12 protein-coding genes are annotated in these 13,761 nt (G+C 61.6%); 7 read left to right on the top strand and 5 right to left on the bottom strand.

What is annotated here, in order from left to right; genetic code table 11:
• Window positions 1-119 precede the first annotated feature (119 nt).
• Window positions 120-1,460: a M14 family zinc carboxypeptidase gene (locus SNAS_RS01960; protein ID WP_013015679.1), complete on the bottom strand. Its 1,341-nt coding sequence runs from the start codon at window positions 1,458-1,460 to the stop codon at window positions 120-122.
• Window positions 1,461-1,539: 79 nt separating this feature from the next.
• Window positions 1,540-3,051, bottom strand: a complete 1,512-nt coding sequence (locus tag SNAS_RS01955) for a family 20 glycosylhydrolase (protein ID WP_013015678.1) — start codon at window positions 3,049-3,051, stop codon at window positions 1,540-1,542.
• A 204-nt stretch (window positions 3,052-3,255) separates the two neighbouring features.
• On the opposite strand from SNAS_RS01955, the gene putP reads away from it, so the two are divergent.
• A complete protein-coding gene (gene putP, locus SNAS_RS01950; RefSeq protein ID WP_013015677.1) occupies window positions 3,256-4,797 on the top strand; it encodes a sodium/proline symporter PutP in 1,542 nt (513 codons plus the stop codon).
• Window positions 4,798-4,852: 55 nt separating this feature from the next.
• On the opposite strand, the gene SNAS_RS01945 is transcribed toward putP, so the two are convergent.
• Window positions 4,853-5,437 carry a snapalysin family zinc-dependent metalloprotease gene (locus SNAS_RS01945; protein ID WP_013015676.1) on the bottom strand — a complete coding sequence of 195 codons (585 nt, stop codon included), beginning with the start codon at window positions 5,435-5,437 and terminating at the stop codon, window positions 4,853-4,855.
• A 238-nt stretch (window positions 5,438-5,675) separates the two neighbouring features.
• Between SNAS_RS01945 and SNAS_RS01940 the strand changes: the two genes are divergently transcribed.
• The gene (locus SNAS_RS01940) at window positions 5,676-6,287 is read left to right on the top strand and encodes a LysE family translocator (protein WP_013015675.1); all 612 of its coding nucleotides are present in this window, start codon (window positions 5,676-5,678) and stop codon (window positions 6,285-6,287) included.
• Here the strand turns inward: SNAS_RS01940 and SNAS_RS01935 are convergent.
• Window positions 6,284-6,586, bottom strand: a complete 303-nt coding sequence (locus SNAS_RS01935; RefSeq protein ID WP_013015674.1) for a hypothetical protein — start codon at window positions 6,584-6,586, stop codon at window positions 6,284-6,286. The two genes, SNAS_RS01940 and SNAS_RS01935, sit on opposite strands and share 4 nt — an antisense overlap.
• A gap of 158 nt (window positions 6,587-6,744) precedes the next feature.
• On the opposite strand from SNAS_RS01935, the gene SNAS_RS01930 reads away from it, so the two are divergent.
• The 3 genes from SNAS_RS01930 to SNAS_RS01920 are packed head-to-tail and all read left to right on the top strand — an operon-like array spanning window position 6,745 to window position 8,923.
• The gene (locus SNAS_RS01930) at window positions 6,745-7,317 is read left to right on the top strand and encodes a TetR/AcrR family transcriptional regulator (RefSeq protein ID WP_041624490.1); all 573 of its coding nucleotides are present in this window, start codon (window positions 6,745-6,747) and stop codon (window positions 7,315-7,317) included.
• A 54-nt stretch (window positions 7,318-7,371) separates the two neighbouring features.
• Complete coding sequence (locus SNAS_RS01925) at window positions 7,372-8,607, top strand: Cmx/CmrA family chloramphenicol efflux MFS transporter (RefSeq protein ID WP_013015672.1); 1,236 nt, start codon at window positions 7,372-7,374, stop codon at window positions 8,605-8,607.
• On the top strand, window positions 8,552-8,923 hold the full coding sequence (locus SNAS_RS01920; protein WP_013015671.1) for a hypothetical protein: 372 nt from the start codon (window positions 8,552-8,554) through the stop codon (window positions 8,921-8,923). The genes SNAS_RS01925 and SNAS_RS01920 overlap by 56 nt, the downstream gene beginning before the upstream one ends.
• A 4-nt stretch (window positions 8,924-8,927) precedes the next feature.
• Here SNAS_RS01920 and SNAS_RS34910 read toward each other — a convergent pair whose 3' ends face one another.
• Window positions 8,928-9,458 (bottom strand): hypothetical protein, encoded by a 531-nt coding sequence (locus SNAS_RS34910; RefSeq protein WP_013015670.1) that lies wholly within the window; start codon window positions 9,456-9,458, stop codon window positions 8,928-8,930.
• Between the two features lie 521 nt (window positions 9,459-9,979).
• Here SNAS_RS34910 and SNAS_RS34905 point away from each other — a divergent pair.
• On the top strand, window positions 9,980-12,532 hold the full coding sequence (locus tag SNAS_RS34905; protein ID WP_144300364.1) for an NACHT domain-containing protein: 2,553 nt from the start codon (window positions 9,980-9,982) through the stop codon (window positions 12,530-12,532).
• A gap of 46 nt (window positions 12,533-12,578) precedes the next feature.
• Window positions 12,579-13,688, top strand: a complete 1,110-nt coding sequence (locus SNAS_RS34900) for a hypothetical protein (protein WP_013015668.1) — start codon at window positions 12,579-12,581, stop codon at window positions 13,686-13,688.
• Window positions 13,689-13,761 lie beyond the last annotated feature (73 nt).

Genomic DNA, 13,761 nt, shown 5'->3' with positions numbered 1-13,761 from the left:
TGGTTCCAAACCTGTTCGGGCTTTCCTGTGACGCGTCACAAACCGGCCGGGAAACGACTCGCTGACGACGAGAAACCGCCCGACGGAAGATCCGTCGGGCGGTTCACGCGTTATGTGAATTATTCCGCGTAAGGAGCCTTGGCGGCCTCGGCGGCCGTCATGAGCGCTCCCTCGTTCTCCTTCCACAGGGTGCTGTCGACGCACTCGTAGACCGGCAGGAATCCGCCGCAGTCGCCGGAGTCGGCGCCCATCTCGAAGGTGAAGCTGGCGACGCCGAGCTGGCCGTAGGTGAAGTCGTCGGTGGTACCGGAGGTGCTGTACCCGACGGTGTCACCGTTGGTGCCGACCTTGTAGCCGTTGGACTCGGACATCTTCTCCCCCAGCGCCCGCAGCTGGGCGTCGTTGGGGGACTGGTCCTCGGTGAAGCCCCACGGGATGATGATGTACTGCCCGTAGCTGTGCAGGGTGATCATCGTGTCGCGGGCGTCGTTCGGCGCCGGCGAGGACGGGTCGTCCTCACGCTGGTCGGGGTGGATGTTCTGGAACCACTCCTCCAGTCCGGCGGTCTCCGGCTCGGACTTCGCGGCCGTTCCCTGGTAGGTCTCGGCGCACGGGTCGTCGGAGTCGTCGCCCCACTTGAACGAGGAGTTGCGGTTCAGGTCGACGCCCTTGCTCTCGCCGCAGTCACCGGCGGAGTCGTTGGCGTTCTTGCGTTGCAGGATCGGGTTGTCGCCCCCGGAAGCCACGATGTCCACGCCGTCCGGGTTGGCGATCGGGACGACCCACACCTCGGTGGAGTCCAGCAGCTTGGTGACCGCGTCGTCCTGGCCGTAGCCGGTGGTCAGCTTGTCGATGAACTTCCACGCCACCTCGCCGGTGGCGATCTCGCGGGCGTGCATCTGCGCGATCATCGAGAACCGGGGCTTCTTGGAGTCCGGCTTCTGCTCACAGTCGCCGTCGGCGATCTTGGTGATGCAGATGGCCTTGATGTCGTGGCCGCCCTCGCCCTTGGTCTTGAGCCAGGAGTCGCCGATGTCGTAGACCTTGGCCAGGTCCGAGTGCTCGGACGCGACCTTGTCGAGGTGCTCCTCGTGCGCGGTCACGGTGTGGTAGCCGCCGTAGTAGGTGTCGGCGGTGTCCTTGTAGTCCTTGTCGACCGGCTTGACGATCGTGTCGAGGAACTTGGGCTTCATGCCCTTGTCGCGGAGCTTGTCGGCGACCTTCTCGTCGCCGATGACGATGGCCGAGCCGTCGTCCTCGTAGTCGACGAGGTCGAAGCCGTCGTCCTCCAGTGACGTAGCCTGCTTGCCGGTCAGGCCAGGCACCTTCCACGCGACTTGCTCGCCGGGGTTGCGGTCGGAACCAGGATCGGCGTTGGCCGATCCGACGATCAGCCCGGTACCGGCCGCGACGACCGCGGCGGCGCTGAGCAAGCTGATCAGCTTGCGTCTTGTTTTCATGGGGTGTCCTCACTATTGGGGGTCAGCCGCGAGCAGGCGGTAACCCGCCCGCGGCTGCGCGATCGAGAATACTGAATATCTACAAAGATGAAAAGCCCGGAGCCCGGCCGATCGCGTCGTCTATGGCCACGAAGTCGTCATAGCCTTCGACGAGTTTCGGCGAGCCCCAGGTCTGCTGGGCCAGGCCGCGCAGCGGCAGCCGGATGCCCTCGGTGATCTGGTCCTCGGTCTGGGCGTCGGGGTGGTCGCACCACACGTGGATCTTGGAGCCCAGGTTCCGCTTCGGATCGTCGATGGTGAGCGTCTTCTCGAACAGGTCCGGGTTCCAGTCCTCGTACAGCCAGCGCCGGTCGATGTCGGTGCCGCCCAGCACGTAGTACGTCGGGGTCCAGCTGGCGTTCATGACCGTGTGGCCACGGTCCAGCAGCTTCTGCGGATCGATGCCGTGGGTGGACCAGTAGTCGACGACGATGTTCGCCTCGGGCGCTATCGTGCCGTCGCCCTCCTTGATCCCGTCGTTCCACATGCGAGTGGTCTTGCCGCCGTCACGGACGATCTCGTTGGCCCAGTTGATGAAGCCGTAGTACGCGTCCTTGCCGACGGCGTCGGGACCGTAGTGCTCCTTGGCGTAGGCCTCCAGCTGCGGGTACTTCCCGTAGTCGCCGACGTATTCATCGGCGCCGATGTGCCAGTACGGTCCCGGGAACAGCGGCAGGTACTCCTTGATCAGGTCCTCCACCAGCGTGTACGCGTCCGGATTGGACAGATCCAGGAAGTACGGGTCCTTGTTGCCGGACTGGTCTTCCAGCTGCAACTCCGGGTGCTGGGCGAGCATCGCGTTGACGTGACCGGGCACGTCGATCTCGGGCACCAGCGTCACGTGGTACTTCGCGGCCAGGTCGACCAGCTCGCGGATCTCGGCCTTCGTGTAGTGGTCCTCGGAGGTCACCTCGGGGTGGGTCTCGCTCTCCAGCCGGAACCCGAAGGTGTCGGACAGGTGCAGGTGGAAGTAGTTGAGTTTGGCGTAGGACAGGTCCTTGATGTGCTTCTTGAGCCACTCGACGGACATGTACTTGCGGCCGACGTCGACCATCAGGCCGCGTTCGGGTTTCTTCGGGACGTCGGTGGCGGTACCGGCCGGGATCTGCTTGTCCTGCTTCACCAGTTGCAACAGCGTCCGGGTGCCGTAGAAGGCGCCCGCGTCGGCGTTGGCGGTGATGGCGAAGGTGTCGCCGACGTCGAGGCTGTAACCCTCGGCGCCCAGCGGTTCGCCGCCACCCAGCGCCAGCGACACGTCGCCGGTCTCGGGCTCACCGGTGACGACCTCGGGTTCGGTGCCGGTCAGCGCCGCCAGGTCGGCGGCGGCGGTCTGGGCTTCGTCGGTCAGTTCGTCGGCGTGGTCGGGGTCGACGACCAGACGGCTGGACTCGGAGTAGGTGTAGGTGCCGGACGCCGCCGTCCATTCGCCGAGTGCGGGGATCGTCGAAGGGGTGGCGGCTTTGGCGTGGGACGGATCGGCCACGGCACTGCCGGGAATGAACAGTGCCGTGGCCAATATGACGCAGGCGGTGGGGATGCGAAGAAGACGCACGGATCGCGGCCTTTCGATGTGGCGCACGGTGGGGGAACGTGTGCGCTTTGCCGGGAACCGCAATCTATTACAAACGAATTCGAATATCCAGAGTCACGAAACCGACCTTGACAAACACCCCCCGGGGCATCAGGGTGAACGGCAAGTTATCCATAACGATCCAAACCGGACCAGTCCCCGACCAGCCCAAACGGAGACGATGCAATGAATGCCAATGTTCCGACCCTGACGACTTTTCTCGTCTATTTGCTGATGATGATCGCCATCGGCGTGTGGGTTTACCGGCGTACCCACAATCTTGGTGATTACGTCCTCGGCGGTCGCTCCCTGCGGCCCTCGGTCGCGGCCATGTCCGCCGGGGCCAGCGACATGTCGGGTTATCTCTTCCTCGGCGTTCCCGGCGCGGTCTACGCCCAGGGCGTCGGCGCCACCTGGATCGCCATCGGCTTGATTCTCGGCACCTATTTCAACTGGCTCTTCATCGCCGAGCGGCTGCGCACCTACACCGAGCGCGCCAAGAACTCGCTGAGCCTGTCGTCCTATTTCGAGAACCGCTTCGAGGATCGGACGCAGCTGCTGCGCATTATCTCGGCTCTGGTGATCGTCGTGTTCTTCACCGTCTACGTCTCCAGCGGGCTCGTCGCCTCGGCGCAGTTGTTCCACAGCGTCTTCGGCATCTCGCTGGTCACGGCCGCCACGATCGGCTTCATCGTCGTGGCCGTCTACACGTCCATCGGCGGGTTCCTCGCCGACAGCTTCACCGACTTCATCCAGGGCACCATGATGTTCCTGGCGCTGCTGGTGCTGCCCATGATCGGACTGTGGGCGATCGGCGGCTTCGCCGAGGTCGGATCCGCGGTCAGCGAGAAGTCCCCGGACCTGTGGAACATGGGTGACGTCGTCGCCTACGAGAACGGCGCGTGGGGAGCGGGCGACGCGCTCGGCTTCGTCGCGATCGTGTCCGGCCTGTCGTGGGGTCTGGGCTACTTCGGCATGCCGCACATCCTGGCCCGGTTCATGGGCATCCGGTCCGCCAAGGACGTTCCGGTGGCCCGCCGCATCGGCACCGGCTGGGTGATCCTGTCGCTGGCCGGGGCCTGCGCGGTCGGCCTGCTGGGGATCGGGCTCATCGACAAACCGCTCGACAACCCCGAAGACGTCTTCTTCGCACTGGCCAACCAGCTGACGAACCCGTGGATCGCGGGCCTGCTGCAGGCGGCGCTGCTGGCGGCCGTCATGTCCACGGTCGACAGCCAGTTGATCATCGTCTCCACCGCCCTCACCGAGGACTTCTACCGCAAGGTCAACAAGCGGGCCTCCGACAAGCAGCTGCTGTGGGTCGGCCGCGGCGGTGTCGTCCTGGTGGGCATCGTCGCCTTTGTGCTGGCGCTCATCGCCCTGGGCAGCAAGAACCCCGCCGACTCCTCGATCCTGCTGATCGTGGCCCACGCCTGGGCGGGCTTCGGCGCCGCCTTCGGCCCGGTGATCCTGCTGTCGCTGTTCTGGCCCCGGATGACCTGGGTCGGGGCCTTGGCCGGAATGGTCGTGGGCGCCGTGGTGGCGCTGTCCTGGCCGACACTGGACGAGAAGTTCTTCGGCACCGGACTGTACGAACTGGTCCCGGGCTTCGCGCTGGCGCTGCTGGCCGCCTGGGGCTTCGGCCACCTCGGCCGTCGTCCGGAGCGGGAATGGAAGGGCAAGTACGAGGACTACCTCCCCGACGAACCCGAAGCCGCCAAACCGTAGCAATGACGAAGGGGGCGGAGCACCACATCGGTGCTCCGCCCCTTTTGCTTGTGCCTCAGTCCTTGTCGCAGAAGTACATGTCGCGCCAGGTCTTCGACTTGGCGGCCATGCCGGAGCCGAAGTTGGACTCCACTTCGGCCTTCTCCTCGGCGTTGGGGATCGCGTTGTCACAGTCGGTGCCCGCCGAGGCGCCCGACATCAGGCTGGAGCAGGGTCCGGGCTTGACGTCCGGCAGCCCCAGGATGTGGCCGATCTCGTGCGCGGAGATCCGGGTGGTGTTGTGGCCCTCGTCGACGGCCTGACGGCCGAACTCGATGGTGCCCTTGCCGAGCTCGGGCACCGAGGCCTGCGGCCAGCCGTCGGTCGCGATGACCTCGAAGTCGGCGGTCTGACCGTCGGCCACCGGTTCGAGCGTCACGTTCTCGACGTTGTCGTTCCAGACCTTGGCGCCGTCGTGGACGTCCTGGACGAACTCCTCGGCCTGACTGGTGTCGTAGGTGAGGGTGACGGCCTTGGTCTCGGAGGCCGTGTCCGCGACGGGCTGGGCGGTCGCCAGTGCCGGGGAGGCGATCGCCAGCAGGGCGCCGACGCCGAACGCGGCGAGCACCCCTCGTCGGAGGAGACGTGATCTTTCAGTCATGAGAGATCCTTTCACGGGACACACATTCATCGATGCATGTCGTTACATAACTCGATTGACACTAAAGGTCCCTACATACCGAGTCAACATTCCGCAATGGACCAGGCCTGATGTCCGTGCCGGCACCGCAGGTCGAGGCATCGGCACATCGATATCACTGAGTTACCGCCGTCGCAGCGCACCCCGCTCACATCCACCATTCGGGACGATTACCGTTCGGCCCAAGGAGGTCTCGTCCATGAGCATCGAATTCCTGCTGACAACCCTCGTCGTCGTCGCCACCCCCGGCACCGGCGTCGTCTACACCCTGGCCGCCGGACTGTCCCGCGGCGCCAAGGCCAGCCTCATCGCCGCCGTCGGCTGCACGCTGGGCATCGTCCCCCACATGATCGCCGCCGTCACCGGCCTGGCCGCGCTGCTGCACGCCAGCGCCACCGCGTTCGAGATCATCAAGTACGCGGGCGTGGCCTACCTGCTGTACATGGCCTGGGCGACCATCAGGGACAAGGGAGCCCTCACCGTCGAGGCCGACACCGCCCCGCAGTCGACACTGCGGGTCATCGGCTCGGGCGTCCTGGTCAACATCCTCAACCCCAAGCTGACGATCTTCTTCTTCGCGTTCCTGCCCCAGTTCGTCCCCGCCGGGGCACCCAACGCGCTGCCGCGGATGCTGGGTCTGTCGGCCGTGTTCATGCTCGCGACCCTCGCGGTGTTCGCCCTCTATGGAGTGTTCGCCGCAGCCGTACGCGAACACGTCATCTCACGGGTTCGCGTCATGACCTGGCTGCGGCGCACCTTCGCGGCGTCCTTCGTGGTGCTCGCGGGACGGCTGGCCCTGACCGAACGCTAGCGGTGCTTGCGGAACAGCGTGTTGACTCCCACGCCGATCAGGACGTAGGCCAGCACGGCGATGCCGTAGTTGAGCAGCGCCGACAGCTCCGGGGTCTCCAGGGTGAACATGTTGCGGAACGGCCAGGCGAAGAAGTCCGCCACGGCGGTGACGAGTTCGACGATCGCGTTGCCCTGGTTGGCTCCCAGCAGCACGAAGGCGAGGCTGAGCACGATGAACGCGACGATGCCGCCGACGACGAAGTTCACGATTCGCACGCCGACCGGCCGGTAGTAGGGAGAGGTTCGGGCATCAGTCATGGGTCAAAGCCTTTCGGGGACGTTAAACGGCCTCCATTAAACCTTGTACATACCCGCATGCGCGACAGTTGATGCGCCGGTTCACACCCGGTACCCCCTCGATCGCACTGCGCAACCGTATTGGACAGCTCGATCCAAAACCTGGTAGCCTCGCCGGCATGGCACGCCCGAGGCAGTTCGACGAAGACCGCGCGATCGACATCGCGATGCGCGTGTTCTGGGCCAAGGGCTACGCCGCCACGTCCACCGACGACCTGTGCGAGGCCACCGGCCTCAAGCGCTCCAGCCTCTACAACACCTTCACCAGCAAGCACCGCCTGTTCACCCTGGCGCTCACCCGCTACATGGATACCAAGACCACCGCGCTGCTGGAAACCCTCGACGCCGACACCCCGATCCGCGAGCGCCTGCGCACCGTGCTTCGCACCGCGGTCGACGACGAACTGACCGGCTCCGACGGCTGTCTGGTCGTCAACAGCATCATGGAACTGGCCCGCACCGACCGCGACGTCGCCCGTCTCCTGTCCGCCGACGCCGACCGCCGCACCGCGGCCCTACGCACCGTGATCCACGCCGGCCAGCGCACCGGCGAACTCGACCCCGACCGCGACCCGCTCGCCCTGGCGAACTTCGTCACCGCCACCGTCGGCGGCCTCCGCGTCTCCGCCCGCTCCGGAGCCACCCCACAGACCCTCGAATCCATCATGGAGACCGCCATCTCGGCTCTGTGACGGCTTTTTCGCACCCAAGTTCTGTACTGTCCTATCCAAAACGGAGACCCACCCATGCCTGTCGCCATCTACCTCCTGGGCGCCGCCATCTTCGCCCAGGGCACCAGCGAACTCATCCTGTCCGGCCTGCTCACCGACATCGCCTCGGACCTCAACATCACCATCCCGCAAGCGGGCCTGCTCACGTCCGGCTTCGCCGTCGGCATGGCGATCGGCGCCCCCATCCTCGCCGTCCTCACGCTGCGCTGGGATCGCCGCAAAACCCTCCTGGCCCTGCTCGCCGCCTTCACCGCGGCCCACATCCTCGGCGCCCTGGCCCCCACCTACGAACTCCTGCTGCTCACCCGCTTCGCCGGAGCCTTCGCCTACGCGGGCTTCTGGGCCGTCGCCTCGGTCACCGCGATCACCATGGCCGGCCCCCAAGCCCGGGGCAAAGCGATGTCCATAGTCGCCGGTGGCCTCACCATCGCCACCGTCGTCGGCGTCCCCGCCGGAACCGTCATCGGCCAGCATTTCGGCTGGCGCGCCGCCTTCTGGACGGTCGCCGCCCTCACCGCCCTGTCGGCCCTGGGCGTCGCCAAAACCGTCCCCTCCCAAAAATCCACCCCCGAAGACCGCCCCCGCCTCCGCACCGAACTGCGCACCTTCGCAGGCGGCCGCATCTGGATCGCCTACGTCGCCACCGCCATGTCCTCGGGCGCCGTCATGGCCACCTTCACCTACCTGGGCGCCCTCCTGACCGGCGTCACCGACATCCCCACCACCTGGGTCCCCGCCGTCCTGGTCCTGTTCGGACTGGGCTCCCTGCTCGGCATCACCCTGGGGGGCAGGTTCGCCGACGCCCACCCCTTCGCCACCCTCTACACCGGCTTCGGCGGTGTCATCGCCGCCGCAGTCCTCCTGTTCACAGGCGCCACCAACCCCACGCTCACCCTCATCGCCTCCTTCCTCCTCGCGGTCTCCGGCTTCGCCACCAACCCGGCCGTCAACGTCCTCGTCTTCTCCCTAGCCAACAACGCCCCCACCCTCGCGGGAGCCACCAACATCACCGCGTTCAACGTCGGCATCACACTCGCCCCATGGGCCTCAGGCCTCCTCATCGGCGCCCACCTGGGCCTCCCCACCATCACCTGGATCTCGGCCACCCTCGCCACCATCGGCCTCACCGCCACGCTCACCTCCCAATCCCTCCACCATCGCTATGATCGACCCGCGAAGGACACGGTGACAGCGCATGAGACCCAAACCGACGGCACTGGCGACAAGCCTCGCCTGCCTGCTGGCATTTAGCGGCTGCACAACCGAATCCGACGCCACCAAAACCGAAGACATCACCAAACGCTGGAAGAAACACTTCACCGCCGCCGACCAACCCGACAGCTGGCAGCTCTACGGCCGCGACACCGAAAAAGTCACCCTCACCGACAACTACCTCAACATCGAGGGCGACATCTACAACTGCGAGGACACCCGCGTCTACTGGCAGATGGGCCGCGACTGGGCCAAGAACGTCGACGACAACGTCTCCACCTTCGTCACGGTCTACGACGACGACAAACTAGCGGGCGACACAACCACCACCGGCGAGTTCGACTGCCACCTGTAAACCCTCAACCGCCATAAACAGTGCGGCCCACACCGCCGTGATACGAACAGGCTCCTGAACGGCCGCCCGACATGCTGACCATGCCGTCGTCGCACGCGACCATGTAGCCCTTGCCCTCGTCGAAGTAGTCGATGCACTCGAAGTAGAAACAGATATCACCTGGCGGATCGTGCACGACTCCGCCCGTGCCGCAGTAGTTGTATCCGTATGGGTTCTGGGGCGCGCCACACAGATCGGGCTTGGGAGGCGGCGACGGCGATTCGGATTTGCTCGGCTTGGGCGACGGCTTCTCGCTGCTGGTCGACGGCTCGGGCGAGGGCGACTTCGACGAGGCGGATGGAGAGGATGCGGTTGGCGATTCCGATGCACTCGCGCTGGTGCTTGCGCCCACATGACTGACGTTCGTCCCGTCCGAATCTGCCAAGACTCCAACGAAACCGCACATGGCGAACAAGAAAATGAGAGCGCCCACGGTCCCGCCCACTACGGCACCGAACTGTTCACCCGGTGAGAGCGAGTTATACCACTTCTTCATCGGAATTCTCCTCCAAGGCGACAATCGTCGCAGGTAGGGACTGTGATGAAGTTCGACGAAAGCGGCAACAAAGAAGGGCGAAGTGGCTCTACCACTTCACCCTCGATATGTCGGTACTTTGGCGCGCTCGGAGGCATTCGAACCCCCAACCTTCTGATCCGTAGTCCTGTGCCGGGCTCGTAAGCTGGTATTTCTCTTAATCTATCATCGACGTTTCGGCATGTCACGAGCATCTGGGCATGTTTCGTTATACCCCGTGCATGCCCAAAGCCATGCCCAATAAATCCACAGTGTCTAAATACTATGGGCACTCGAACCTGAACCTGAAAGTTTGCCAGAATGCTCTGAGTTCCTCAGGTTCTCGCCACACGGCAAGTCACAAGTTCGTTCTTCCTCAAACTTAGCCTCGCCTCCTTCTGTGCCCAACTAATTCCCGCCACCTATGGCCCACATCGTCCGGTTTAGATTGAGGTACCCCATCCTGGTTGCCGTTGGTCGGCCGGTTGGGGGATAATGCGATTGTGGGTGGGGTAGATACGGTTCGTGGTATCAGCTACCAGCACGCCCACGCAGTTCTGACTGCACTAGACGTGTTCGGCGACGAAACCCTCAGTGGCATCCGTGTTGAGGGGACGGAAGACGTCATGGACATAGAGGTTCATTGCGTCGACGCCACCGTGGTTCTAGCTAAACAGATCAAAACTCGTGGGCCAGAACGCACTTGGGGAAGGGGTGAGCTGCTTCAGATCGTAAAGCGGTGGATCAAACTGCCGCTCGCGAAGGGTGCATCCTTTGAGATCGTCACTGCTGGCCGTCTGGGGCCAAGTGCAGAAGCGCTCCGAGACGCACTTAGCGAAGCAGCTGAAGGTGAATGGGCTCAGATCGCAAAGTTGGTCGGAATTTCCGCCTCCGATCCAATATACCCCGTATTGGCCCGGGTAGCAATTAGGCAAGAACTATACGGTGTCGAACCGATCCTTGCGGAGGCAGAGCGGCAAGTGCGATCCATGTTGCCGGGAAGCCGCTGCGATACCGACCTGTCCGACCTCGCGGGTCAGACTATTGACCGTCTCTTTCGAGTCTTGTCGACGAAAGCCAGCTATTCCGCCCCGGAGGAACGTTTTGTCGGACGAGATGAAATCGCGGACATTCTCGGCGGGCTGGACAGAATTCATGTAGAGGACCGCTGGCCAGGCACGTTGCAAAACGAGTACTTGCACTTGGCACGCGATCTGCCTGACGGTTCGGTTACCGCACCGCGACTTTTGCCAACTCGAGCACAACATGCGACCTTGCCTTGGAATGACCAAACCCTGGGTCTTGAACAGCTCAGGAGCTGTCAAGGCCCGGTTATCCTAACAGGACGCCCGGGTTCGGGTAAGTCTACAGCTGCCGCCGTACTGCAAAAGTCGGCAGCGGTAGAGGGAAGTGTAGTACTCGTGGCTCATGCTGAGGCTTATCTAGGCAACCGTCTCGACGCCTTGGTCGCCGACGCGTTGTCTGCAATTCTCCGGCGAGACATTCCCAGCGCCACTGGAAAACAGCTACTTCATGATGCCAATGTTGTGCTATTTATCGATGGTGTATCTGAAGTTCCTCACACCATACGCAATGACCTTCGAGAGGAGCTTCGAGGCCATGTAGCGAGAGGTAATGGGGCGCGAATTATACTGGCGGGAAGAGACATTGCTGCAGTTACTTCAGTTCTACCGGTAAATGCGCTACCCACGCGCTTTACAATTGCTCCCATCGGTCATAGCGAACGTTTCCAGCTAGCTCAGAGACTAGTCCCGCAAGGGCAATCCGATGGAGACCGTGACACAAGTGCGAGAACTTTGATCGGTATGGTAGAAAGATCATTGGGAGATGCTGCCGAGAATCCAATGCTTTTTGTGATGGGGGCACAGCTCATTAATGATGGTATACCGTTCGAGGACCGGCCGAGCATGTACGCAGCCGCGATTGAGCGTATGGCAGAACGAGGACTAACCTCAGATATGGCCAGCACTGTCGCGGTGCTGGGGGTAGTATTCTCCCGGCTTCTGGACGAAGGTCGCAGGTACGCGGCTCCACTTGAATGGAGCCGCTTGGTATCTGAAGCTTGCACTCTAGTTGCGGACGCCGGTATTGACGTAAGCCCATTGACTGTCAGAGAGGCAGCCGATCGCTGCGGTCTTCTCACGACAATCGGCTACACCCAACTTCGAGCGCCACTGCACGACTCATTTGCTGATTATCTTGCTGGGTGGGCAAGCGCAAAAATGCTGACATCGATCCCCGATCTGATAGCTGACGATGACTACCAGCGGGTTATCTTTGCTGCCGAAATTGGAGGAGTAGACACACAGCTGGCCACTGCCGTTACTCGAAGCCTTCCATTCTGCGCAGCTCGCATCGCACAGTATGATCGACGCCCGGTTGATCACTCTTCCCCAGGCCAAGCAACAGAACATCTCAAGATGCTTCTGCCAGAGGAAAGAGTTTTCGGAATCAACATGTGGAATGACGGTATCCGAACCATCGCCTATTTGACTGACGGACCCAGTGGCTGGGTTGAGCATCACGTGGGACAGCAAATGCTACATGAAGCGCCTTCTGTTGTCTGTACCTCTGATGAGGGACCACTTGCAGTTGCAGTCAGGCTCTGGAGGGTCCTACTCAAGGAGGCGCTCCGTCAATCTCCAGGACCTGCTTTGCCACGCTTGGACTCGATCGAATCTGCATGCGCGGCGCTACAAAACTACGCCGTCGCTGAATCCGAAGCTTTGTCCACTCTAATTGATCAGGTTGCACCGGCTAGGACAAGAGACCCCCTTATGAAGGCCATCGGCCCGTTTGGGCTGGAAGCAATCGTGCGGCCTCGTCCAAATGAAGGCTTTCTAGATGAATGGCCTATTGAGTTCGCTCAAGCCTCGCATATTTCTGTGCGTGCCAATGAGGGATCTTTGTCTGCAGAACTTGAGGCATATCGAGAAAGCAGCGTTGAATCCGTCATGCGAAAGTCGCCTCAAGAGTCTGCTTCAGATCGAATAAATGATGCAATAAATACGCTAGTCGGAAATAAGTGGCTATGAGGTAATTTCGGCACAACTATCGCTGGTCACATGTCAAGGAGGCAAGGTGGACGCAACTGTAGAACTTTGGCGATCAGTACGAGAACAGGCTCAAGTTTGGGCAGAGATACCGATAGTTGCGGAGGTAAGTTCTGCGCTGCCAAAGAATGCGCCTTTGGCAGATAAGCAGCTTGGCCAGAAAACCGTGGCGGCCTTGCTACAGGAACTTGTAGCTGGTTATAGCGATGCCATGCGTAACCCATTGCTACTTGCAAGCATTGTCCCTCTCCTGTACGAAGATCACAAGAAGCACTCATCGAGTAAAGTTTCGGAGCAAACGCTTGGGGTGTGGTTGACTAAGATGACGTTTCTGGAGCGGGCACATCGAGTAACGGTCGCTTGGTTTCGCGCACATCTGGCTGGGTATCCGTTTATTCTGGCACCTCAACTCGCCAAAGGGTCACCATTCACAACGCTCGAATTTACCAACCAACTCATATGGTCTCCTGAAGAGAGAAAATTGGGGCTGCAATTTATGTCCTGTCCCCCGAAGGTCCCGAGTATAGTAAAGGCGCAGAAGATCGCAAAGCAAATAGATGAATCTGCTCGTGCCGTGTGCAGGGCCCTTCAGGAGACGAAAGAATGGAATACTTTCACATCTACGAATGATGCCCTAACCGATATAGACAAAACAAATTTGAAGGAATCACGAAACGAGCTCTCTCGCGTGCTATCGTCTGGCGAGGTAGATTCAAATACAACCAAATTGGCAATTGACAGAAGTAGATATCGAGCTGATTCAACTCGGCGTGCAGTTGCTAGACTGAGCGGGGGAGCGCGCAACTACGCTGAAGCGTTCATCCAGGCCAATGACCTTATTAACCTTTGCACCGACGAAGTGTTCGCTCAGCTTGTAATGTACGGCGAACCGGAAATGGTGGCAGCTAGCTGTATAGACTTCAGAGGCGGCGGCTCCAAGCGAATTGATTTCGAAGTACACGATTACCCAGTTTTTGACATTATTCCTGGAAATATAGTAAGAGTGGATGATCCCCTAGTCGATGATGCCATCCGCGTCCTGCGAACCAACATTTCATTCGGTAATGTTGATGGGATTTCTGCAATAGTTGGCGGTTCTGTCTTGACCGGCACAAGCCACGCATGGCGAAGTACATGATTTTTGTTTGGCTTTAACTACCGAACGACCATAATCATGTTTCTCTGCCGGGGATTTAATCTAGTCGATTTTG

The sequence above is a fragment of the Stackebrandtia nassauensis DSM 44728 genome (assembly GCF_000024545.1).
GTDB classification, from domain to species: domain Bacteria; phylum Actinomycetota; class Actinomycetes; order Mycobacteriales; family Micromonosporaceae; genus Stackebrandtia; species Stackebrandtia nassauensis.
The sequence above is the reverse complement of the archived record's forward strand: the minus strand, read 5'-3'. Positions and strand labels throughout refer to the sequence as shown.